The sequence below is a fragment of the Pseudomonas sp. TH34 genome, assembly GCF_016650865.1.
Classification (GTDB): Bacteria; Pseudomonadota; Gammaproteobacteria; order Pseudomonadales; family Pseudomonadaceae; genus Aquipseudomonas; species Aquipseudomonas yamanorum.
The window spans coordinates 1-23,358 of record NZ_JAEKFB010000010.1 but is presented as its reverse complement, the minus strand read 5'-3'; the positions used below and the strand labels follow the sequence as shown (position 1 = coordinate 23,358).

The 23,358-nt window shown below is 60.1% G+C and carries 18 protein-coding genes; 5 read left to right on the top strand and 13 right to left on the bottom strand.

Annotated features, from left to right (window positions below):
- The first annotated feature begins 56 nt into the window (after nucleotides 1-56).
- Nucleotides 57-965, top strand: a complete 909-nt coding sequence (locus JFU58_RS04955) for a LysR family transcriptional regulator (RefSeq protein ID WP_063027634.1) — start codon at nucleotides 57-59, stop codon at nucleotides 963-965.
- Here JFU58_RS04955 and JFU58_RS04950 read toward each other — a convergent pair.
- Nucleotides 962-2,920, bottom strand: a complete 1,959-nt coding sequence (locus JFU58_RS04950) for a hybrid sensor histidine kinase/response regulator (protein WP_093205718.1) — start codon at nucleotides 2,918-2,920, stop codon at nucleotides 962-964. The genes JFU58_RS04955 and JFU58_RS04950 overlap by 4 nt on opposite strands.
- A gap of 359 nt (nucleotides 2,921-3,279) precedes the next feature.
- Here JFU58_RS04950 and JFU58_RS04945 point away from each other — a divergent pair, with 359 nt between their 5' ends.
- The 3 genes from JFU58_RS04945 (at nucleotide 3,280) to nadA (ending at nucleotide 7,544) form a co-directional block, all read left to right on the top strand.
- Complete coding sequence (locus tag JFU58_RS04945) at nucleotides 3,280-4,566, top strand: OmpP1/FadL family transporter (protein ID WP_201139981.1); 1,287 nt, start codon at nucleotides 3,280-3,282, stop codon at nucleotides 4,564-4,566.
- A gap of 128 nt (nucleotides 4,567-4,694) precedes the next feature.
- The gene (locus JFU58_RS04940; RefSeq protein WP_207198231.1) at nucleotides 4,695-6,266 is read left to right on the top strand and encodes a lactate dehydrogenase; all 1,572 of its coding nucleotides are present in this window, start codon (nucleotides 4,695-4,697) and stop codon (nucleotides 6,264-6,266) included.
- A gap of 219 nt (nucleotides 6,267-6,485) precedes the next feature.
- Nucleotides 6,486-7,544, top strand: a complete 1,059-nt coding sequence (gene nadA, locus JFU58_RS04935; protein ID WP_003209852.1) for a quinolinate synthase NadA — start codon at nucleotides 6,486-6,488, stop codon at nucleotides 7,542-7,544.
- Between the two features lie 846 nt (nucleotides 7,545-8,390).
- Here nadA and JFU58_RS04930 read toward each other — a convergent pair.
- The 12 genes from JFU58_RS04930 to arcD all read right to left on the bottom strand — a co-directional run bounded on the left by JFU58_RS04930 (nucleotide 8,391) and on the right by arcD (nucleotide 22,784).
- Nucleotides 8,391-8,879 carry an RDD family protein gene (locus JFU58_RS04930; protein ID WP_063027643.1) on the bottom strand — a complete coding sequence of 163 codons (489 nt, stop codon included), beginning with the start codon at nucleotides 8,877-8,879 and terminating at the stop codon, nucleotides 8,391-8,393.
- Between the two features lie 95 nt (nucleotides 8,880-8,974).
- The gene (locus JFU58_RS04925; protein WP_003316897.1) at nucleotides 8,975-9,187 is read right to left on the bottom strand and encodes a cold-shock protein; all 213 of its coding nucleotides are present in this window, start codon (nucleotides 9,185-9,187) and stop codon (nucleotides 8,975-8,977) included.
- A 389-nt stretch (nucleotides 9,188-9,576) separates the two neighbouring features.
- On the bottom strand, nucleotides 9,577-10,701 hold the full coding sequence (gene gcvT / locus JFU58_RS04920) for a glycine cleavage system aminomethyltransferase GcvT (protein ID WP_063027645.1): 1,125 nt from the start codon (nucleotides 10,699-10,701) through the stop codon (nucleotides 9,577-9,579).
- 39 nt (nucleotides 10,702-10,740) lie between these two features.
- Entirely contained in the window at nucleotides 10,741-12,117 is a 1,377-nt protein-coding gene (locus JFU58_RS04915) for an L-serine ammonia-lyase (protein ID WP_201139980.1), read from the bottom strand.
- Between the two features lie 142 nt (nucleotides 12,118-12,259).
- Nucleotides 12,260-15,106, bottom strand: a complete 2,847-nt coding sequence (gene gcvP / locus JFU58_RS04910; RefSeq protein ID WP_177027123.1) for an aminomethyl-transferring glycine dehydrogenase — start codon at nucleotides 15,104-15,106, stop codon at nucleotides 12,260-12,262.
- Nucleotides 15,107-15,116: 10 nt separating this feature from the next.
- The gene (gene gcvH, locus JFU58_RS04905) at nucleotides 15,117-15,500 is read right to left on the bottom strand and encodes a glycine cleavage system protein GcvH (RefSeq protein ID WP_005790845.1); all 384 of its coding nucleotides are present in this window, start codon (nucleotides 15,498-15,500) and stop codon (nucleotides 15,117-15,119) included.
- Between the two features lie 387 nt (nucleotides 15,501-15,887).
- On the bottom strand, nucleotides 15,888-17,396 hold the full coding sequence (locus tag JFU58_RS04900; protein ID WP_201139979.1) for a sigma-54-dependent transcriptional regulator: 1,509 nt from the start codon (nucleotides 17,394-17,396) through the stop codon (nucleotides 15,888-15,890).
- 184 nt (nucleotides 17,397-17,580) lie between these two features.
- Entirely contained in the window at nucleotides 17,581-17,943 is a 363-nt protein-coding gene (locus JFU58_RS04895; RefSeq protein ID WP_063027653.1) for a DUF5064 family protein, read from the bottom strand.
- Nucleotides 17,944-17,961: 18 nt separating this feature from the next.
- Nucleotides 17,962-18,891, bottom strand: a complete 930-nt coding sequence (gene arcC / locus JFU58_RS04890; RefSeq protein WP_201139978.1) for a carbamate kinase — start codon at nucleotides 18,889-18,891, stop codon at nucleotides 17,962-17,964.
- Between the two features lie 162 nt (nucleotides 18,892-19,053).
- Nucleotides 19,054-20,064, bottom strand: coding sequence for an ornithine carbamoyltransferase (locus JFU58_RS04885; protein ID WP_010169901.1), 1,011 nt, complete (start codon nucleotides 20,062-20,064; stop codon nucleotides 19,054-19,056).
- 11 nt (nucleotides 20,065-20,075) lie between these two features.
- A complete protein-coding gene (gene arcA / locus JFU58_RS04880) occupies nucleotides 20,076-21,332 on the bottom strand; it encodes an arginine deiminase (RefSeq protein WP_017475703.1) in 1,257 nt (418 codons plus the stop codon).
- Between the two features lie 24 nt (nucleotides 21,333-21,356).
- Complete coding sequence (arcD, locus tag JFU58_RS04875; protein ID WP_063027657.1) at nucleotides 21,357-22,784, bottom strand: arginine-ornithine antiporter; 1,428 nt, start codon at nucleotides 22,782-22,784, stop codon at nucleotides 21,357-21,359.
- 450 nt (nucleotides 22,785-23,234) lie between these two features.
- Here arcD and JFU58_RS32180 point away from each other — a divergent pair.
- Nucleotides 23,235-23,358 (top strand): hypothetical protein (locus JFU58_RS32180; RefSeq protein WP_242488224.1); only part of this gene is annotated, 124 nt, incomplete at its 3' end.

Sequence of the window (23,358 nt, the reverse complement as noted above, 5' to 3'; positions counted from 1 at the left end):
CCTTTCATGGTAAAAACAACTTTTCCAACTTGAATCAAGTCGCAAATGGAATACTCATGAACCTTCGTACGTTGTTGGCCTTTGTCGAAGTGGTTCGCCAGGGCAGCTTCTCACAGGCGGCCGAGGTGGTTTCGCTCACCCAGTCTACCGTCAGTAAGGCGGTCAAGACCCTGGAAGATGAGTTGGGCACGCCGCTTTTCAATCGCATCGGTCACAAGAGCGAGCTGACGGCCGCTGGCGAAATTGCCTACCGCCGCGCTCTGGTGTTGCTGGCCGAGCGCAGTGACCTGGTGGCCGAGATCAATGATCTGCTGGGGCTCAAGCGCGGTGTCTTGCGCATCGGCTTGCCGCCGGTGGGCAGTGGCGTGCTGTTTGCGGCGATGTTTGCCTTATATCGACAGCGTTATCCGGAGATCGAGATCGAGCTGATCGAGCACGGCAGCAAGAAGTTGGGCGAATGCCTGGAGGCCGGGGAGGTGGACCTGGCCGCGTTGCTGGTACCGGTGGCGGGTGAATTTGAATATCAGGATGTACGCGTCGAGCCGCTGATGGTGGTGATGCCGATCGACCATCCATTGGCCGGGCGCAAAAGCGTCGATTTTTCCGATCTGGCCGACTCGCCCTTTATTCTGTTCGAAGCCGGGTTTGCGCTTAACCGGATTATTCTCACGGCCTGCGAGCGCAGAGGCGTAGTCCCACGCGTCACCGCCCGCAGCGCCCAGATCGACTTTATCGTCGACCTGGTTGCCGCAGGATTGGGAGTCGCGTTTTTGCCGAGCATGCTGGCTTACAAACACCTGCACGCCGGTATTGCTCTGATCCAGCTGGACGAGCCCCAGACCGATTGGCACATCGCCCTGGCCTGGCGGCGACAGGCGCATCTGCCCCCGGCAGCGCGGGCCTGGCTGGACTTGGCCCTGGAGATGGGCAATGTTCCAGGCAGCGCGGCCCAGCCGGCGGTTTAGCCTTGTGCGATCAGGGTCAGGCGGCTCTTGACGACTTTTTGCAGCAGCAGGGCCAGTGCCTCGGTGGAGTACGGCTTCTGCAGCAAGACAAAACGGCTGGCCTCTTCCTGAGCGATACGCGCGTACTCGTCGTTGTAGCCAGTGGTGAGCACCACCGGCAGCCAGGGATACAGGGCCTCGATTGCGTCCAGCAACTCCAGGCCGCTCATGCCGGGCATGGAGATGTCGGAGAACACCACCTGAAAGCTTTCCGGGTTGGGGGCCAGGGCTTCCAGTGCGCTGTTGGCATCCGGGACCCAGAGTACGTGAAAGCCCATCTGTTCCAGGGTTTGCGAGGTATAAAGGCCGACATCGGCGTTGTCCTCGACCATCAGCACACACAAGCTTGAGACGATGGGCGTGGCGCTGGTGTCTTGAAGAACCGGTAGGGTACTTGGCTCGACCTTGGGCAGGTACAGGGTGAACTGGCTGCCGGTGCCGCACTCGCTCTGCACCAGGATTTCACCGCCCGACTGCTTGGCGAAGCCGTACACCTGAGACAAGCCCAGACCGGTGCCCTGGCCGATGCCCTTGGTGGTGTAGAAGGGCTCAAAGATCGCGTCGAGTTTTTCCGGCGGGATACCCGAGCCGGTGTCGGCCAACTCGATGGTTACGTATTCGGCGATGCGTACCGGATGGGCGCGAACCGAAGGCAACCAGTCTGCCGTCGAAACGGTGATCGTCAAATGCCCATGACCGGCCATGGCGTCCCGGGCGTTGACCACCATATTGACCAGCGCGGTATCGAACTGGCTTTCATCGGCGTTGATAAAGCAGGCGTCGTCAGGCACCTGGATGCTTACCTTGACCCGTGAACCGGTCAGGCTGTCCATCATCTCGCCAACCCGCTTTACACTTTCGCCGACGTTGAACACTTCTGGCCGCAGGGCCTGGCGGCGAGCGAACGTGAGCAACTGGGCGGTCAGGCGGGCTGCGCGGTCGACGGTGCTGGCGATGGCTTCCACGTATTTCACGCGCCGCGCTTCGCTGAGGGCGGGCGGCTTGAGCAAGTCGGCGCAGGATTTGATCACCGTCAGCAGGTTATTGAAATCGTGGGCGACACCGCCAGTAAGCTGGCCGATGGCTTCCAGTTTCTGCGACTGGCGCCGGGCATCTTCCGACAGGCGCAAGGCTTCCTTGGCTTCTTCCTCGGCCTGGATGTCGCGGCCCACGGCATGGATGTAGTCGCTGTCGGGCACGGCCGTCCAGGCGATCATGCGGTAGCTGCCGTCCTGGTGGCGGTAACGGTTCTTGAAGTTGGGGAAGTTCTTGCCGTCCCCCAGACGGCTGACCGCCGAGGATGAGACGGCCAGGTCGTCGGGGTGAACCAGGGCCAGCAATTGGCTGCCCACCAGGTCGTTTTCGGTGTGGCCGAGCATGCGTGTCCACGCCGGGTTCACGGCGGAGATCACACCATCGAGTTGCGCCACCAGCATCAGGTCCGGCGACAGGCGCCAGATGCGGTCGCGGTCGCGGGTGCGTTCGATCACCCGCTGTTCCAGGGACTCGTTGAGTTTGCGCAGGGACTCTTCGGCTTCGCGCAGGGGCGTGATGTCCCGGGACACGCAGAGGATTTTTTCCGGCAGGCCGTCACTGCCCATGATCGGGCTGACGTTCACGTGCCACCATTTCAGGTTGCCGGCCAGGGTGTTGGCGGCGCCGACAAAGCTGGCGTTGCGACCGGCCTTGGCGGCCTCCACGGCGGCCTTGGCGTCGAGATTGCCCTGGTCTTGCCAGAAGTCGGGCCAAGGACAGCCGCGAATCGCATTGAAGTCGCTGACTTCCATGATCTGCTTGCCGCCTTCGCTCATGAAGGTCAGACGGGCGTCCAGGTCCAGCACCTTGATGCAGTCATTGATGCTGGCAAGCACGCGCTCAGTGAAGGCTTCACTGTGAGTGAGGCCCGCGGCGGACAAATCACTCTCGCCAGATTCAGGTGGGCTATTTGTATCGGAGCCCTTCCCGATGGTGCTATTCATTTGAGTGCGGCCGCGCGTGTTAAATGGCCGCCATCATGTCATTACGACACCTATATCACCAGCGACTTGACACTTATTCGGTGACCACCGCTCGCCATGCTGCAAGCGGAAGGACCAGGGTTAAAACCCATCAGTCATATTCGGGTTTTCAGGTCTGAATAAGTGCCGGGAAAACCGTCGAAGTCTTTGAAAAAACTAAGATTGTCGGACAATTTTTCCCATGAAAAACTCTTCATAATTTGCCCGCTCGAAGATTGGTAGCTTCCTCTCGCTGCCCAATAATTCGAGTTCTAATAATGAATAAAAAACTCTTCAAGAGCGCTTTGGCGCTGTCGATTTCGCTCGCCTCCACTTCCCTGCTTGCGGGCGGTTTCGCCCTCAATGAACAAAGCATCAGTTCAATGGGTACCGGTTACGCCGGGCGTTCCTCTTCCGCCGATGACGCCAGCACGGTGTACGGCAACCCGGCCGGCATGGCCCGCCTCAAGCAGAATGAAGTGAGCATCGGGGCGACCTACCTGGATGCCAGTTCGAATATCAAGAATGCCAGCTCCTCGCAATTTGGTGCCAACAACCCCGGCACCGACAAGGGCGACATGGTGCCAGGCATTGCCGTTCCGATGGGCTACCTGGTTACGCCGATTGATGAACACTGGGCGTTCGGCCTGGGGATCTACGCGCCGTTCGGCCTGGAAACCGACTATGAGCGCAGCTTTCAGGGCAATGGCTTTGGCAATAAAAGCCAGATCAAGGTCATTACCGTCCAGCCGACGGTCAGTTATGCCTTCAACGACAAGGTGTCGGTGGGTTTCGGTCCCACCTTCAACCGGATCTCGGGTGAACTGGATTCCAACGTGCCTCTCGGGGGTGGCGCCGGCGAGAAGGTCAAGGTCAAGGGTGACGACACCGCCACCGGTTTCAATGCCGGTATCCTTGTACAGCCGCTGGAAAGCACGCGCATCGGCCTGACTTATCACTCGCAAGTGGTCTACCACCTCAGCGGCAAGACCAACGCTTCCGGCCTGATTTCCGATGCCTTTGATGGCGGCCCACAACGCTATGACGCCAGCCTCAATGTCACCACACCCTCGTCGGTGGACTTCTCGGTTACCCATCAACTGAACGATGACTGGACCTTGTACCTGGGCAGCACTTACACGCGCTGGAGCCAGTTGAAGAAGATCACCATCAACAACGACGGTGTGTCCGCTTTGGCCGCCCAGTTTGGCGGTTTGAATTCAATCACCGAACAGCAGAACTGGCATGACACCTGGTCCCACGCCATTGGCGCGGCGTATCGGGTCAACAAACAACTGGTGCTGCGTACCGGGTTCTCGGTGGACCAGACGCCAACCAACAACACCGACCGTTCCGTGCGGATTCCGACGGGTGACCGCACGGTGTTCAGCCTCGGTGCCGGGTGGACGCCAATTGAAAACGTAACGTTTGACGTGGCCTATTCCTACCTCAAGGAAGAACCGATCAAGGTGCATCAGAACCAGCCCGCCTTGGGCCTGACCTACGACGCCAAGTATGAAAACAGCGCCAACGGTTTTGGTGGTTCGGTCACTTACCGCTTCTGATGCACCGAAAGAGGGCAAAGAGTCATTTTTCTGACGTGGCTCTTTGCTATTAATTGTATCAATCGTGCTACCAAACCCTGCCTGTCTTGGTTAGATTAGGAGCAATCCAGCTCAAGACAGGGATCGTCATGACTACGCTTTCGCCGATCAGCTCCGCCATTCCCCTTATCAATCGACCCGCCGTTACGCCGCCAGCAACGCTGACGCCCGAAACGGACGCCACTGCCGTGCGTCCTTCCTCGGTGGTCAGCCTTGGTAATGTCACGGTGGAGGTTCAAGCCGAGACCTATTCCCGTAACGGCCAATTGCCCGGCCATGGGTCGATCAACGCCTGGGAAAGTGACAGCTACGATGCGGTCACTAAAGCGATCAACACGAATTTCTATGCGCTGCCCAGAGGCACGGGCTTCAGCGGCCTGGGCGCTACCCTGATCGAGCAATTTGCGAAGAGCGGTACCGACATTTCCCAGTCGGCGCTGACCACTACTTCGTCCAAGACCCAAAGCCCCGACGAGCTCAAGATTCAACAGGCGCTGCTCCACAGCAAGGCAGACAACCTGGTCAGCCTCACCGTCAAGACGGCCAGCGGCAAGACCGTCACCTTCAGCTTGGCCAGCCAGTCCGGTGGCCTGGCCGCGCAGGCCAAGGTGGACGGCGGCACCCTCAGCGCCGCCGAGCTCAAGGAAATCGCCAAGTTGGGCGAAGCCTTCCAGGGTGCTATTGACGGCCTGGCCGCCCAGCCGCCAAAACTCGAGCTGAGCAAGCTGACGCAGTTTGATTCCAGTGTGTTGTCCTCGGTGGACCTCAGCGGCAAATTGAAAGTACGCAATGCTGAGGACCTCACCCTTGCATTCCATGCGGACAGCCAAAGCCGTACGACGCGGATGAGTGGCCCGGCGGGGGAGGTGAATCTCTCGGTCGACCTGAAAAACGCCGGCATCATCGGTAACGCCAAGCAACAGGCAATCGCGCTGAAAAGCTACCTGGCCCAATTCGACAAGGCTCAGGCGCGAGGCAAAGCCGATGCTGACCTGATGGCCATGTTCAAGGATGCGTTTACCGCCATGAACAGCAACTACCCGCAGGGCGTCAAAGCCCCTGCGGCGCTGACCCGGAGCGCGGCGGATCAAGGCCTGCTGACGGGGTTGGCCGACTTCAAGGCATCCATCACCCAGGCCGCCAAGTCCACTAACCCTGCACGCCTGGGAGAAACCGACACCTTTGCCTATGACGTCTCCCAGAAGACGCGCGTGGGCGGCAATGATATTTTGAATCGCACGATCCATCAGGCCCAGCAATCAAGTCTCAAAGCCAGTTTTCATTTGGGGCTCGACGGTGGGAAGGCGCCGGATCTCGGCACCCAGCGCGAGTCGCAGAACTACCTCTATGTGCAGGTCGACGACAAGGCCAGCAGCGCGGCGAATATCACCTATAAGGATGGCTTCCTGACCAACGCGTCCGTGGACCAAAGCGCCAGCCAGAACACTCGCACCCAGCGCTATGAAATGGGGATATTGGTTAAAGACAGCGTGGCGCCGAACCAGGCCAGCAGCCATCGCGACTACCTGGTGTTGCTGGAGTATGCGGCGCGCGAAGGCAAGAAGGCCCAGGGCGCTGATGAAACCATCCTGAAGGATGCGCTGGCGAACATGCATCAGTGGGTGTTGCTGCAAGACGATCCCACCGTTTTGCCCCGTTAATCCGATCGTTGTAAAAAAGGGAAACCCCTGGCCGGGTTTCCCTTTTTTATGCCTCGCCGAATCCCAGATTAGGCTTTTGAAACCATTCGATATTCTGTAGCCTTGCGCAGCTTCACCGTGCTTGATGAACACAATCACTTCGTCCGGCGGCGCCCGAAAGGCTCCAGAGCCGGTGGTACACTCGACTTTCGCGCAACTGCGCCTGCAGGTCTTGCGAACATGACGCAAATTTCCGAACGCCTTCTGGTCCAAGCCCACCTCGACGCTAAGCAGCCCAAGGTGCTGAGCGCCGAAGAAGAGGCGGGCTACCGTGCCGCCATCGCCGCCGAGCTCAAGGCTCAGGACGCGGTGCTGGTGGCGCACTTCTACTGCGATCCGGTGATTCAGGCCCTGGCCGAAGAAACCGGTGGCTGTGTCTCCGACTCCCTGGAAATGGCCCGCTTCGGCGCGGCGCACCCGGCCAAGACCGTATTGGTGGCGGGCGTGCGCTTCATGGGCGAAACGGCCAAGATCCTTACCCCTGAAAAACGCATCCTGATGCCAACCCTGGAAGCCACGTGCTCTCTGGACCTTGGTTGCCCGGTGGATGAATTCTCGGCGTTCTGTGATCAGCACCCCGAGCGCACGGTGGTGGTTTATGCCAACACGTCGGCGGCGGTGAAAGCCCGGGCTGATTGGGTGGTCACCTCCAGTTGTGCGTTGGAGATTGTCGAAAGCCTGATGGATAACGGCGAGACCATTATCTGGGGGCCGGATAAGCATCTGGGTACCTATATCCAGCGTCAGACGGGGGCGGACATGCTGCTGTGGGACGGTGCGTGCATCGTTCACGAGGAGTTCAAGTCCAAGCAGTTGGAGGACATGAAGGCGTTGTACCCTGACGCAGCGATTCTGGTGCACCCGGAGTCGCCGACGTCGGTGATCGAGTTGGCGGATGCGGTGGGGTCGACCAGCCAGTTGATCGCGGCGGCGCAGCGGTTGCCGAACAAGACGTTTATCGTGGCTACCGATCGGGGCATCTTCTACAAGATGCAGCAGCTGTGCCCGGACAAGGTGTTTGTCGAGGCGCCGACGGCCGGGAATGGGGCGGCGTGTCGCAGTTGTGCGCATTGTCCCTGGATGGCGATGAATACCCTGGAGCGTACGCTGCAGTGTTTGCGTGAGGGGAGTAATGAGATTTTTGTTGAGCCTTCGGTGATTCCGCAGGCGGTTAGGCCGCTGAAGCGGATGTTGGATTTTACTCAGGCGGCTCGGTTGAGGTTGGCGGGGAATGCCTGATTTGCGGTGGGTTGGTTTGTGTACATATCCGTTGCTGCGGTAACGGCGGCTTATGGTTCCGCTCTTACAGCGGGTCACTTTTGGCAAACGCCCCAAAAGTAACCAAAAGGTCTTTGCCCCACCACTCGGTGCCTCGTTTAGGCTCGGCATGCCCGCACTCCGGCACGGCTCCGCGGGCCGCCGCGACGGGCCATCCATGGCCCGGCGCGGCTAAATCGGCATCCCTGCCGATTTACCCGCTCCACCGTGCCTACTTGCGGCCATCGTGGTTAACGGAGCCCGCAGATCAAGATCAAAAGCAGATCAAAAGCAGAGCACAGCGGCCTACCGGCCGGCTTGAGTGTTAGAAGCCAGATCAAAAGCCAGAGCGAAAGCAGAGCTGCTTTTCTGTGGGAGCTGGCTTGCCTGCGATGCAGACACCTCGGTGCATCAGGTACACCCAGTTGATGCTATCGCAGGCAAGCCAGCTCCCACATTTGACCGTGCCCGCTTTAGCTTTTGATTTTGCTCTTCAACACTCAAGCCGGCCGGTAGGCCGCTGTGCTCTTGCTTTTGATCTTGATTTTGATCTTAGGCGCCCCGTTAAACCACGCTGGCCGAACGCAGGCTTTGGAGCGTGGGTAACCCGGCAGGACGCCGGGTTAGCCGCGCTGGGCCAAGGATGGCCCATCGCGGCGGCCCACGGTCCAAAGCCGGAGTGAGGGCACACCGAGCCTAGGCGAGGTGCCGAGTGGTGGGGCAAGAGCGTTTTGCTTACTTTTGCGCTTTTCAAAAGTGAGCCGCTGTAAGAGCGGAACCAATAGCGGCCCTAACCGCAGCAACGGATATGCCCCCCAATCTAAAAACCTACTTCTTTTTCTTCGGAACCCGCACCAACCGCGTATCCGAATAAATGTCATGCCAGCCACGCTTCTGCTTGTCGAACACCGACCAGACAAACCCAAGCCCCAGACACAACCACGAAGCAATCGACACCACAAACCGCAACAACGCCTGCCACAGACTAATCCGCGACCCATCAGCGTTCTGCACCCGCACCCCCCAAACCTGCATCCCCAGGGTCTGCCCCGAATGCGTCCAGAACTTGGCAAAAAAACCAAACAACACAAAAAACAAAATCGTCGACAACAGCGGATCACCATCCAGCGCGCCAGACTCAGACAGCGCCCGCAACTTGGCCTCCCCGACAAACCCCATCCACACCAGCTTGTAGATAAAGGCCGTGACGATCAGCAGGGCCGTGCACAACAGGAAGTCATAGAACATCGCTGCCAGACGACGGCCCAGGCCTACGGCGGGAAACTCGCCTTGGGGGCTCAGCAGGTGTTTCGACATGGCATGGCTCTCGGCAGGAAAAAAGCCATTTTACGGAAGAACGCCCATAAAAAAGCCCCTGATGTCATATCAGAGGCTTTTTGTCGCAGCAAGGATCAGCCTTCTGCTTGTACTTCGTCGGCTTGCATGCCTTTTTGGCCTTGCACCGCGATGAAGGTCACTTTCTGGCCTTCTTTCAGGCTTTTGAAGCCGTTGCCCTGAATAGCGCGGAAGTGGACGAACAGATCCGGACCGCTTTCTGGAGTGATAAAACCAAACCCTTTCTCGTCGTTAAACCACTTGACGGTACCGCTCTGACGTTCAGCCATTTTCTTATTTCCTTGACGCTAAAAATTAATGACAGCCCCTTTCACATGAAAGAGTACTGGGCTGGGTTGCAGGAAAGTAAGAGACGTCGAACGGGTTGTAGCAAACTTTGGCTACTGCCCAGGTCCAGGTTCAAAGCGACCCATGCAAACACAGTGGGCAAACTCTACGACAACTAAGACAGAAAAAACAAGCCCTGGGAAAAGCCCGGGTTTTGCTCGGCTTCATTACAGTTCTGTTCACAATGTGGAACGTCTTTATTCGATAGAATCCGTCACTTGTTATAGGTGACAGAACATAACATTGACTATCGACAGTGCACTTTAATGTGGCGGTTGCGTTACAGATTAGTGCACGTTAACGCAACCGCGTTACTTATAGGAACAGTCAATCAACCACGGTAGTAACGTTGTGGCACGAATGGCATTTTACTTACACGAAGTGGCACCTTTTTCCCACGTACCAATGCAGATACTTCGGTATCCAACGCGATGAACGCACTGTCCAGATAACCCATGGCCAGCGGGCCGCCCAGGCTCGGGCCAAAGCCGCCGCTGCAGACGCTACCGATCACGGTACCGTGTTCGTCGACGATCTCTGCACCTTCGCGCACCGGTGTCCGCTCTTGCGGCAACAGGCCCACGCGTTTGCGGCTCACGCCGGTTTGTTGCTGGGTGAAGATTGCGTCGGCACCCGGGAAGCCGCCGGCACGTGCGCCATCGGCGCGACGGGCCTTGGAAATCGCCCACAACAGGCTGGCTTCAATCGGCGTGGTCTCGGTGTTCATGTCATGGCCGTAGAGGCACAGGCCGGCTTCCAGGCGCAGGGAGTCGCGAGCGCCCAGGCCGATGGCCTGCACTTCGGTTTCGGCCAGCAGGCTGCGGGCCAGGGCTTCGGCGCTGGCGGCCGGCACCGAGATTTCGAAGCCGTCTTCGCCGGTATAGCCCGAGCGGCTGACGTAGCAGTCCACGCCCAGCAGGCGGGTCGGTGCGAATTGCATGAAGGTCATGTGCTTGACCTCCGGTGCCAGGCGCGCCAGCACGCTGACGGCAGCGGGGCCTTGCAGGGCGAGCAGGGCGCGTTCCTCGAACAGTGGCTCGATGCTGCACTGGTCACCGATGTGCTGGCGCAGGTGGGCCAGGTCCTGGTCCTTGCAGGCAGCGTTGACCACCAGGAACAGTTCGTCGTTACCCAGGTTGGCAACCATCAGGTCATCCAGGATGCCGCCTTGCTCGTTGGTGAACATCGCATAACGCTGCATGCCCACCGGCAGGTCAATGATGTCCACCGGCACCAAGGTTTCCAGGGCCTTGGCGGCACCGGCGCCGGTCAGGCGGATCTGGCCCATGTGGGACACATCGAACAACCCGGCCTGTTCACGGGTGTGCAGGTGTTCTTTCATCACGCCCAGCGGGTATTGCACCGGCATGTCGTAGCCGGCGAAGGGCACCATGCGTGCGCCCAGCTCGATGTGCAGGGCGTGCAATGGGGTTTTCAACAGGGTTTCGGTGGACATATTCAGCTCCTGAAAAACGTGCGGACGCGCTTGTAGGCGTCAGCACTCGATAATGTTGACCGCCAAACCGCCACGGGCGGTTTCCTTGTATTTGCTTTTCATGTCGGCGCCGGTCTGGCGCATGGTGCGGATGACCTTGTCGAGGGAGACGAAGTGTTGCCCGTCGCCGCGCAGGGCCATGCGCACCGCATTGATGGCCTTGACCGAACCCATGGCGTTGCGCTCGATGCAAGGCACTTGCACCAGTCCGCCGATGGGGTCGCAGGTCAGGCCGAGGTTGTGTTCCATGCCGATCTCGGCGGCGTTTTCTACCTGGGAAACCGTACCGCCCAACACCTCGCACAGGGCGCCGGCGGCCATGGAACAGGCCACGCCGACTTCCCCCTGGCAGCCGACTTCGGCGCCGGAAATCGAGGCGTTTTCCTTGTACAGAATGCCGATGGCCGCGGCGGTGAGCAGGAAACGCACCACACCGTCTTCGCTGGCCCCCGGGATAAAGCGCATGTAGTAGTGCAACACCGCCGGCACAATCCCGGCTGCACCGTTGGTGGGCGCAGTCACCACGCGCCCGCCATTGGCGTTTTCTTCGTTGACCGCCAGGGCGTACAGGTTGACCCAATCCAGTACCGACAACGGGTCGCGTAGCGCCGATTCCGGGTGCTTGCACAGCTGGCGATGCAGCGCGGCGGCGCGTCGTTTGACCTTCAGGCCGCCCGGCAAAATCCCTTCGTTGCGACAGCCCGCGTCTACGCAATCCTGCATTACCTGCCAGATTTTCAGCAGGCCGGCGCGGGTTTCGGCTTCCGGTCGCCAGGCGCTTTCATTGGTCAGCATCACCTGGCTGATGGAGAGCCCATAGGTGGCGCAGTGGCCGAGCAAGTCCTTGGCACTTTTGAACGGGAAGGTCAGGAGCGTGGCGTCTTCGACGATACGATCGTGGCCGGCGGCGTCTTCATCCACCACAAACCCGCCGCCCACCGAGTAGTACTCGCGGCTGCGAATCTGCAGGCCGGCGGCGTCGAAAGCGCGGAAGATCATGCCGTTGGGATGATAGGGCAGGGGTTTGCGAATCATCGCCAGGTGTTCTTTCTCGTTGAACGCAATGCTGTGTTCGCCGAGCAGGTTCAAGCGTGCGTTGCCGCGAATTTCCGACAAGCGTGCGGCGACGGTTTCAGTGTTCACGGTGTCCGGGTGTTCGCCTTCCAGGCCCAGCAATACAGCCTTGTCACTGCCGTGGCCTTTGCCGGTGGCGCCGAGGGAACCGTAGAGCTCCACCTTGACGCAGGTGGTGGTGGCTAACAGGTTATCGCGCTTCAGTCCTTCGACGAATCGAGCGGCAGCGCGCATCGGGCCGACGGTGTGGGAGCTGGAGGGGCCGATGCCAATCTTGAACAGGTCGAACACGCTTAAAGACATGGTTGTTCTCCGGTTTCTTATTATTTATCGGATGTACTCGGTCCAATTGTGGGAGCGGGCTTGCTCGCGAAAGCGGTGGGTCAGCCACCAGATGTATCAACTGACACTCCGCATTCGCGAGCAAGCCCGCTCCCACATTAGGTTACGCGTAGCTCTCGATCGACGGGCAAGCACACACCAAATTGCGATCGCCAAACACGTTGTCGACCCGGCCAACCGGCGGCCAGTACTTGGCCTCGATCAACGACGCCACCGGGTACACCGCTTGTTCACGGCTGTATGGGTGGCTCCATTCGCCAACCAGTTCCGCGGCAGTGTGTGGTGCGTTCTTCAGCGGGTTGTCGTCCTTGTCCAGCGAGCCGTTTTCCACTGCACGAATTTCTTCGCGGATGGCGATCATCGCGTCGCAGAAGCGGTCCAGTTCTTCCCTGGATTCGCTTTCGGTCGGCTCGATCATCAGGGTGCCGGCTACCGGGAACGACATGGTCGGGGCGTGGAAACCAAAGTCGATCAGACGCTTGGCCACGTCATCCACGCTGATGCCGCTGCTGTCTTTCAGCGGGCGCAGGTCGAGGATGCATTCGTGGGCCACCAGGCCATTGCTGCCGGTGTACAGCACCGGGTAGTGCTCTTCCAGGCGACGGGAAATGTAGTTGGCATTCAGGATCGCCAACTGCGAAGCGCGCTTGAGGCCTGCGCCGCCCATCATGCTGATGTACATCCAGGTGATCGGCAGGATGCTCGCGCTTCCGAACGGTGCGGCGCAGACTGCGCCTTCCTTGCGTTCCATCGCGGCATGGCCGGGCAGGAACGGGGTCAGGTGGGATTTGACGCCAATCGGGCCAACGCCCGGGCCGCCACCGCCGTGGGGAATGCAGAAGGTCTTGTGCAGGTTCAGGTGGGACACGTCGCCGCCGAACTTGCCCGGGGCGCACAGGCCGACCATCGCGTTCATGTTGGCGCCGTCGATGTACACCTGGCCGCCGTTGTCGTGAATGATCCCGCAGATTTCGCGGATGCCTTCTTCGAACACGCCGTGGGTGGACGGGTAGGTGATCATCAGCGCAGCGAGGTGTTCGCGGTGCTCGATAGCCTTGGCGCGCAGGTCTTCGATGTCGACGTTACCGCGTGCATCGCAAGCGGTGACCACGACGCGCATACCGGCCATGTTGGCGGTGGCCGGGTTGGTGCCGTGGGCCGACGACGGGATCAGGCAGATGTCGCGGCGCTCTTCGCCACGGCTCTGGTGATAGGCACGAATGGCCAGCAGGCCAGCATACTCGCCCTGGGAACCGGCGTTCGGTTGCAGGGAGATCGCGTCGTAACCGGTGGCCGCGCAGAGCATGGCTTCCAGTTCGGTGGTCAGTTGCTGGTAGCCGGCGCTTTGCGAGGCGGGGGCGAACGGGTGCAGGGCACCGAACTCGGCCCAGGTCACCGGGATCATTTCGCTGGCGGCGTTGAGCTTCATGGTGCACGAGCCCAGCGGGATCATGGTGCGATCCAGGGCCAGGTCCTTGTCGGCCAGCTTGCGCAGGTAGCGCATCAGCTCGGTTTCGGAGTGATAACGGTTGAACACCGGGTGGCTGAGGATCGGCGACTGGCGCAGCAGCGCGGCCGGCAGGGTGCTTTCAACGCTGGCAGCCAATGCGGCGAAGTCTGGCAGGGCTTTGCCGCCGGCGAACACGCTCCACAGGGTTTCGATATCGGCTTGGGAGGTGGTTTCGTCCACCGACAGGCCAAGGCGTTCGCCATCGACCACACGCAGGTTGATGCGCTGGGCACGGGCCTTGTCGTGCAGGGCGGCGGTTTGCGCGCCGGTCTTGATGGTCAGGGTATCGAAGAAGTGGGCTTGCTCAACCGCCAGGCCCAATGCGCTCAAGCCTTTGGCGAAGATCGCGGTCAGGTGGTGAATGCGGTTGGCAATCTGGGTCAGGCCTTTCGGGCCGTGGTACACGGCATACATGCTGGCGATGTTGGCCAACAGCACTTGGGCGGTGCAGATGTTGCTGGTGGCCTTCTCGCGGCGGATATGTTGCTCGCGGGTCTGCATGGCCAGGCGCAGGGCCGGCTTGCCGAAACGGTCCACGGAGACGCCTACCAGGCGGCCCGGCATGTCGCGCTTGAACGCATCCTTGGTGGAGAAGTACGCCGCGTGCGGACCACCGAAGCCCAGCGGTACGCCAAAGCGTTGCGCGCTGCCGATGGCCACGTCGGCACCGAACTCACCCGGCGGGGTCAGCAGGGTCAGGGCCAGCAGGTCGGCGGCCACGGCCACCAGTGCGTTGGCGGCGTGGAAGCGCTCGGTGAGTTCGCGGTAGTCGAACACGTCACCGTTGCTCGCCGGGTATTGCAGCAGGGCGCCGAAGAAGGCGCTGACATCGGTCAGTTCACGCTCGTCGCCCACGACTACGTCGATGCCCAGCGGCTCGGCACGGGTGCGCAGTACGTCGAGGGTTTGCGGGTGGCTGTGCACGGAGGCGAAGAACGCGTTGCTGCCTTTGTTCTTGCTCAGGCGTTTGCAGAAGGTCATGGCTTCGGCAGCGGCGGTGGCTTCGTCCAGCAGCGAGGCGTTGGCGATCGGCAGGCCGGTGAGGTCGCTGATCAGGGTCTGGAAGTTCAGCAGCGACTCCAGGCGGCCCTGGGAAATCTCCGGCTGATACGGCGTGTAGGCGGTGTACCAGGCCGGGTTTTCCAGGAGGTTGCGCAGGATCGGCGACGGTGTATGGCAGTTGTAGTAGCCCTGGCCGATGTAGGTCTTGAACAGCTCGTTCTTGGCGGCAATCGCCTTGATCGAAGCCAGTGCGTCGGCTTCGCTCAGGCCATCACTCAGACCCAGCACAGCGGTGCCCTTGATGCTTTCCGGGATCACGCTGGCGCTCAGGGCTTCCAGGGAATCAAAGCCCAGGGTGGCGAGCATGTGTTGCTCGTCGTCCTGGCGCGGGCCGATGTGGCGGGCAATGAATTCGTTGGCGGTGGTCAGATTAGTCATGGCGCGCTCCTCAGGCTTCAGCGTTGGCTTTGATCAGGCGGTCATACGCATCCTGATCCAACAGCTTAGCTACTGCATCGGCATCAGCCGGTTTAAAGCGGAAGAACCAGCCTTCGCCCATCGGGTCTTCGTTGACCAGCTCTGGGCTGCCGTCCAGCTTGTCGTTCACTTCGAGGACTTCGCCGTCCAGCGGCATGTACACGCCGCTGGCTGCCTTGACCGACTCAACGGTGGAGGCTTCTGCGCCCTTGTCGTAGGCCTGCAGTTCAGGCAGTTGCACGAAAACCACATCACCCAGCGCGTTCTGCGCAAAAGCGGTGATGCCCACGGTAACGCTGCCGTCGGCTTCGGCGCGCAGCCATTCGTGATCTTCAGTAAAGCGCAACTCGCTCATGGAAACTCCTCAGGGCCAGATTCGTCTGGTGGACGGGATTGGAATAATGAGGAGTTGCTTAGCAAAATCGCGGCCAATGTTTTTTTATCGTTATAAAACAAATGGTTACTGATTATGGCCAGCGGTGTTCAAACGCTGGCTGTAGCGATATCGCTACAGCTGGGCCGTTGAAAAAAAGCCTATGAGGATCAAAGCCTTGCATGGCGACGGCTGAGACTGCGTGTATCGATATCGTTCCGCTGTAGCGCTTTCAGTACAGGTGGACGTCGCTTTTGATATCAACGTTGGAATGCAATCAATGTGGGAGCTGGCTTGCCTGCGATAGCGTTGGGTCAGTCGACACCGCTATCGCAGGCAAGCCAGCTCTCACATTTTGACTGCGTGCAGTCAGGGCTTGTTGGGAATGCCGTACTTGCGCAAGCGATGGGCGATGGCGGTGTGGGAGGTTTGCAGGCGGCTCGCCAGCTGGCGCGTGGACGGATAGCTGGCATACAGCTTCTCCAGCAACCCGCGCTCGAAGTCCTCTACCGCCTGCTCCAGGCTGTCGACTTCACCGTCGTTCTGGCGCGCCACCGAGGTGCCGGCGATGTCCAGGTCGCCAATGTCCACCAGGCTGCTTTCGCAAATGGCCGCGGCGCGGAAGATCACGTTCTGCAACTGCCGCACGTTGCCCGGCCAGCGGTTGCCCAGCAGCGCCGGGTAGGTGCCGGGCGCCAGGCGGCAGATTGGGCGCTGGATCTGCGCGCAGGCCTGCTGCATGAAGTAGCGGGCCAGCAGCAGGATGTCCTGGCCGCGCTCGCGCAGGGGCGGTACCTCGACGTTGAGCACATTGAGGCGGTAGAACAGGTCTTCGCGGAAGGTGCCTTCGCTGACCATTTTTTCCAGGTCGCGGTGGGTGGCGCTGAGGATCCGCACATTGACCTTCACCTCGCGGTCGCCGCCTACCCGACGGAAACTGCCGTCGTTGAGAAACCGCAGCAACTTGGCCTGCAGGTACGGTGACATTTCGCCGATCTCGTCGAGGAACACCGTGCCCTGGTTCGCCAGTTCCATAAGCCCCGGCTTGCCGCCGCGCTGGGCACCGGTAAAGGCGCCGGGGGCGTAACCGAACAGCTCGCTCTCGGCCAGGTTTTCCGGCAGCGCGGCGCAGTTCAAGGCCAGGAACGGCGCACTGTGCCTCGCGCTGATGGCGTGGCAGGCGCGGGCCACCAGTTCCTTGCCCGTACCGGTCTCGCCCTGGATCAACAACGGTGCATCCAGCGCCGCCACCCGTTGCGCCCGCGCCTTGAGGGTGCGGATCGCCGGGGACTCGCCCAGCAGCGCGTCGAACCCTTCGGCATGGTCATGGTGCAGCGCCGACAGTTGTTCGCCGATGCGGTTGGGTGGGTACAGGGTCAGCAGGGCGCCGGCATCGGTGATCGGCGTGGCGTCCAGCAGCAAGGTCTGGCCGTTCACGTTGATTTCCCGCAGGGCCAGGCGAAAGCCGTGTTCCAGCAAGGTGGCCAGCAGCGTTGGGTCGTCGAAGAGTTCGTTGATGCTTTCCCCGGCAGGCTCGCGACCGTACAAGGCAATCAAGGCCGGGTTGGCCAGCAGGATCTTGCCGGCGCTGTCCAAGGCCAGCACCGGGTCGGTCATGGCGGCGAGCAGGGCGTCGAGTTGCAGGTGCTGGCGCTGGCCGGGGAGGATGTCGACCACGGTCACGGCTTGCACGCCGCGCACGCTGAACAGTGCATCGCGCAGCTCTTCCAGCACCTCGGCGCTCAGGGTTGGAGCGTCGATGTAGACGTTGGGCGGAACCATTTCCACCGCATCCAGGTTGAGATTGCGCCCACCGAGCAAGGCCAGGACTTCCTGGGTGATGCCGACGCGGTCGATGAAGCTGACGTGGATACGCATGGGGCGGTTAGCGGTTCTGGCGAGCGAGAGGTGGCAAGTATGCCTTGGAGAAGATGGAGATCAAAATGTGGGAGCGGGCTTGCTCGCGAATGCGGTGTATCAGCTAATACATCCGGTGACTGACACACCGCATTCGCGAGCAAGCCCGCTCCCACATTTGATGGTTGGTGCCTGGGAAATCGGGTTATTCGAGGTGTTCGGGCTTGACCGGATCCCCCGGCTTCACATCCAACTGATGCCGCACATCTTCAAACATCAAATCGTACTGCTTGTGCATCTGCCCGTTAAGCACGGCAATCTTCGGCATGCCGTACTTCTGCGCGATATTCATCGCGTGCCGGGCGAAGTCGAACGACTGGTCCTTGGGCAGGAAAAACTCTTCCTTGAGCTCCTTGTCCTGCACCGAGCCGTGCATTTTGAAGAGCATTCCTTTGCCTTCCTTTGGGTCCTGGCTGACTTCGTAGTCGATGCACAGGTTGTAGCTGTAGTCATCCTTGTTCAGCGCGTGGCGTTCGATGTGCAGGTGACCAGGTTCAAAGGTAGCCATAGGCATTTCTCCTCTACTTCACAGGTAGGTGATTCCGGGTTTCGCCGTGCTGATTCGCGTGCCGGCAGTGCCCTGGACGATCGCTTCGATGTCCGAGAGTGAACCGATCACTGCGGTTTTGCCAGTCTGGCGGGCGAACTCGCAAGCGGCCTGGACCTTGGGTCCCATGGAGCCGGCGGCGAAGCCGAGCTTTTCGATTTCGTCCGGGTGCGCCTGGCCGATGGCTTTCTGGGTGGGCTTGCCGAAGTCGATAAAGGCGGCATTGACGTCGGTGGCGATCACCAGCAAATCAGCGTCCAATTGCCCGGCCAGCAAGGATGAGCACAGGTCTTTGTCGATCACGGCTTCAATGCCCTTGAGCTTGCCGTCTTCGCCATACATCGTCGGAATGCCGCCGCCACCGGCGCAGATCACGATGCTGCCTTTTTCCAGCAGCCACTGGATTGGACGGATTTCAAAGATCCGCTTCGGCCGTGGGCTGGCCACCACGCGGCGATACTTGTCGCCATCGGGGGCAATTGCCCAGCCTTTTTCGGCCGCGAGTTTTTCCGCTTCGGCCTTGGCGTACACCGGGCCGATCGGCTTGGTCGGGTTCTGGAAGGCCGGGTCCTTGGCGTCCACTTCCACCTGGGTGAGCAGGGTGGCGAACGGCACTTCAAAGTCCAGCAGGTTGCCCAGTTCCTGTTCGATGATGTAGCCGATCATGCCTTCGGTTTCGGCGCCCAGCACATCCAGCGGGTATGGCGACACCTGGGTGTAAGCCGCCGCTTGCAGCGACAGCAGGCCCACCTGCGGGCCATTGCCGTGGGCAATCACCAGCTCGTTGCCTTTGTGGATCTTGGCGATCTGTTCGGTGGCGATGCGGATATTGGCCCGTTGATTGTCTGCGGTCATGGGTTCACCACGGCGCAGAAGGGCGTTGCCGCCCAGTGCAACGACGATACGCATAATGCGGTCCTTCTAAAATTGAGCGAGGTCTCTCATGAACAAACCGGTCAATGTGGGAGCTGGCTTGCCTGCGATAGCATCAACTCGGTTTCTCAGCTAGACCGAGGTGCCTGCATCGCAGGCAAGCCAGCTCCCACACTGACGGTGTTTGCACCGTGAGAATTAGATATCCGCCAACGCCGACACCAGGATCGCCTTGATGGTATGCATGCGATTCTCAGCCTGCTCAAAGGCGATATTGGCCGGGGACTCAAACACCTCTTCGGTCACTTCCACACCGTTGGCCAGGTTCGGATAACGCGCGGCGATGTCCTTGCCGACCTTGGTTTCACTGTTATGGAACGCCGGCAGGCAGTGCATGAATTTCACCCGTGGGTTGCCCGAGGCCTTCATCATCTTGGCGTTGACCTGGTACGGCAGCAGTTGCTCGATGCGCTCGTCCCACGCTTCCACCGGTTCGCCCATGGACACCCAGATATCGGTGTGGATGAAGTCCACGCCTTTGACCGCTTCTTTCGGGTCTTCGGTGATGGTGATGCGCGCGCCACTTTCTTCGGCGAACTCCTGGCACTGCTTGATGAAATCAGCATGGGGCCACAGGGCTTTCGGTGCGCCGATGCGCACATCCATACCCAGCTTGGCGCCAATCATCAGCAGCGAGTTGCCCATGTTGTAGCGGGCGTCGCCCAGGTAGGCGTAGCTGATGTCATGCAGCGGCTTGTCGCTGTGCTCGCGCATGGTCAGGGTGTCAGCGATCATCTGGGTCGGGTGGAATTCAGCGGTCAGGCCGTTGAACACCGGCACCCCGGCGAACTTGGCCAGTTCTTCGACGATTTCCTGTTCAAAGCCACGGTACTCGATGGCATCGAACATCCGGCCCAGAACGCGGGCGGTGTCTTTCATGCTTTCCTTGTGGCCGATCTGCGACGACACCGGGTCGATGTAGGTGACGTGGGCACCCTGGTCGTGGGCCGCGACTTCGAACGCGCAACGGGTGCGGGTCGAGGTTTTTTCGAAGATCAGCGCGATGTTTTTGCCCTTCAGGTGCGGACGCTCGGTGCCGGTGTATTTGGCGCGCTTGAGGTCGCGGGACAGGTCGAGCAGGTAGTGCAGTTCGCGGGTGGTGTGATGCATCAGCGACAGCAGGCTGCGGTTGCGCATGTTGAAAGCCATGATGGATCTCCTTAGTAGTCGATTGGGTCGCGAATGATCGGGCAGGTCATGCAGTGGCCACCGCCACGGCCGCGGCCGAGTTCACCGGCGCTGATGGTGATGACTTCCACACCGGCCTTGCGCAGCAGGGTGTTGGTGTAGGTGTTGCGGTCGTAACCGATCACCACGCCAGGCTCCACGGCCACTACGTTGTTGCCGTCATCCCACTGCTCGCGTTCGGCGGCGAAGCTGTTGCCGCCGGTTTCCACCACGCGCAGGGCCTTGAGGTTCAGGGCGGCGGCGACGGTGTCGAGGAAGTTGGTTTTTTCGCGTTGGATATCGATGCCGCCGGGCTTGGTCTCGTCCGGGCGCAGGGTGAAAGCGACGATCTGGTTGACCACTTCCGGGAAGATCGTGACCAGGTCGCGGTCGCAGAAACTGAACACGGTGTCGAGGTGCATCGCCGCGCGGGATTTCGGCAGGCCGGCGACGATTACGCGTTCCACGGCTTTGTGCTTGAACAGGTTCAGGGCGAGTTGGCCGATGGCTTGGCGCGAGGAACGCTCGCCCATGCCGATCAACACCACGCCGTTACCGATCGGCATCACGTCGCCGCCTTCCAGGGTGGCATTGCCGTGCTCCTGGTCCGGGTCGCCGTACCACACCTGGAAGTCGGCGTTGGTGAACTCCGGGTGGAATTTGTAGATGGCGCTGGCCAGCAGGGTTTCCTGGCGTCGTGCCGGCCAGTACATCGGGTTCAGCGTCACGCCGCCGTAGATCCAGCAGGTGGTGTCGCGGGTGAACTGAGTGTTGGGCAGCGGCGGCAGAATGAAGCTGGAGTGGCCGAGGAAATCGCGGAACATCTCGATGGTCTTGCCGCCAAAGCTGCTCGGCAGGTCATCGGCCGACACACCACCGATCAGGAACTCGGCGACCTTGCGCGGCTCGAGGCTGCGCAGCCACGAGCTGACTTCATTGACCAGCCCCAGGCCGACCTGGTTGGCGGTGATCTTGCGCGCCAGGATCCAGTCCAGCGCTTCGGGGATGGCGACGATGTCGGTCAGCAGGTTGTGCATTTCCAGCACATCGATGTCGCGCTCGCGCATCTTGGTCACGAAGTCGAAATGGTCGCGCTTGGCCTGGGCCACCCACAGCACATCATCGAACAGCAGTTCATCGCAGTTGTTGGGGGTCAGCCGCTGGTGGGCCAAACCTGGGGAGCACACCATGACTTTGCGCAGTTTGCCGGCTTCGGAATGTACGCCGTACTTCACTTTTTCCGTGGTCATTACAGATCCTCCAGTGAACAATAATTACAGGGTCAGGAAGCCGGAGTAGAGGCCATAGCCCGCCACGAAGGCGCCTATGACGACTGCGGCGAAAATCAGCTTCTCGACGTTGGTGAAAATCGGTTTGCCCAGTTCATGCTTGGCCATGGCGAACAGGATCACGCCAGGGGCGTAGAGCAGGGCGGACAGCAACAGGTACTTAGTGCCACCGGCGTACAGCAGCCAGACCGCGTAGATCAACGCGATGGCGCCGATCAGCAGGTCTTTGCGGCGTTCGCCCGGGGCGCTTTCATAGGTTTCACCGCGCACCGCCAGCAGCAGTGCATAGGCCGCCGACCACAGGTAAGGCACCAGGATCATCGAGGTGGCCAGGTAGATCAGCGACAGGTAAGTGCTGGCCGAGAACAGCGTGATCACCAGGAAGATCTGCACCATGGCGTTGGTCAGCCACAGGGCGTTGGCCGGCACGTGGTTGGCGTTTTCCTTACGCAGGAACTCCGGCATGGTGTGGTCCTTGGCCGCGGCGAACATGATCTCCGCACACAGCAGCACCCACGACAACAGCGCCCCCAGCAAGGAAATGATCAAGCCGACGCTGATCAACACCGCGCCCCAGTGACCCACCACATGCTCCAGCACGGCGGCCATCGAAGGGTTCTGCAGCTTGGCCAGTTCCGGTTGGGTCATGATCCCCAGGGACAGCACGTTCACCAGCATCAGGAACAGCAGCACGGTGATAAAACCGATCACGGTGGCCTTACCGACGTCGGAGCGTTTTTCGGCGCGGGACGAGAAGATGCTCGCGCCTTCAATGCCGATGAACACCCAGACGGTGACCAGCATCATGTTGCGCACCTGGTTCATCACGCTGCCCAGGTCCGGGTTTTTCACGCCCCAGATGTCAGCGGTGAAGATGTCCAGCTTGAACGCGAAGAGCGCGATCAACACGAACAGCACCAGCGGCACGACCTTCGCGACGGTGGTCACCAGGTTGATGAACGCGGCTTCCTTGATCCCGCGCAGTACCAGAAAATGCACGGCCCACAGCAGCACCGACGCGCCGATCACCGCCGCCGGGGTGTTGCCTTCGCCGAAGATCGGAAAGAAGTAACCGAGGGTGCTGAACAGCAGCACGAAGTAGCCGACGTTGCCCAGCCAGGCGCTGATCCAGTAACCCCAGGCGGATGAGAAACCCATGTAGTCGCCAAACCCGGCCTTGGCGTAGGCGTAGACCCCGCCGTCGAGGTTGGGCTTGCGATTGGCCAGGGTCTGAAACACGAAGGCCAGGGTCAACATGCCCACGGCGGTAATCACCCAACCGATCAATACCGCGCCGACATCGGCGCTGGCCGCCATGTTTTGCGGCAGTGAGAAGATCCCGCCACCAATCATTGATCCCACGACAAGTGCAACCAGTGCGCCTAATCGAAGTTTTCCGGGAGAATCAGACATCGCATGACTCCAATGCAGGAGAAGAGAGACCACAGAATAAATCCGTGCGCTAATCAAACAGCTGACTCAGATCACTTCATTGGCACATTCCATTGTGAATTAATGACTTATGATGAAAGGTCCGGGCGCTCAAGCGCCACGCAGAGGCTCGTCGTAGAGCGTTTCTACGTTTCAAACAGCAGGTGTTCTCATTGGCATGGACGTTTGAAGCTAGTTCGTTTTTTCAGATATGCAAACTTTTTGGAAAGGGGTTGTGCAACGCCTCACCGTCTGGAAAGTTCAATCATTATTTAAATTATAAATTTGCCAGAAGGTTGTTTGTTGTCATGCCTTTAAGTTATGAGGCGTTAGGGTTTATTAGCTATATCTAATAAACGCTGCTCACGTTAGATAAATTAGTTGAGTGCACGCTTGTTGCCTCAACAGCTGTTTCTTTATTCAGGAATATCCATGTCCCAAGCGTCAGAAAAGCTTCGCCTCAACGCCTTGATCGCCCTGGTGGTGGGTTCGATGATCGGCGGCGGGATCTTCTCGTTGCCCCAGAACATGGCAGCGCGGGCCGAAGTGGGCGCGG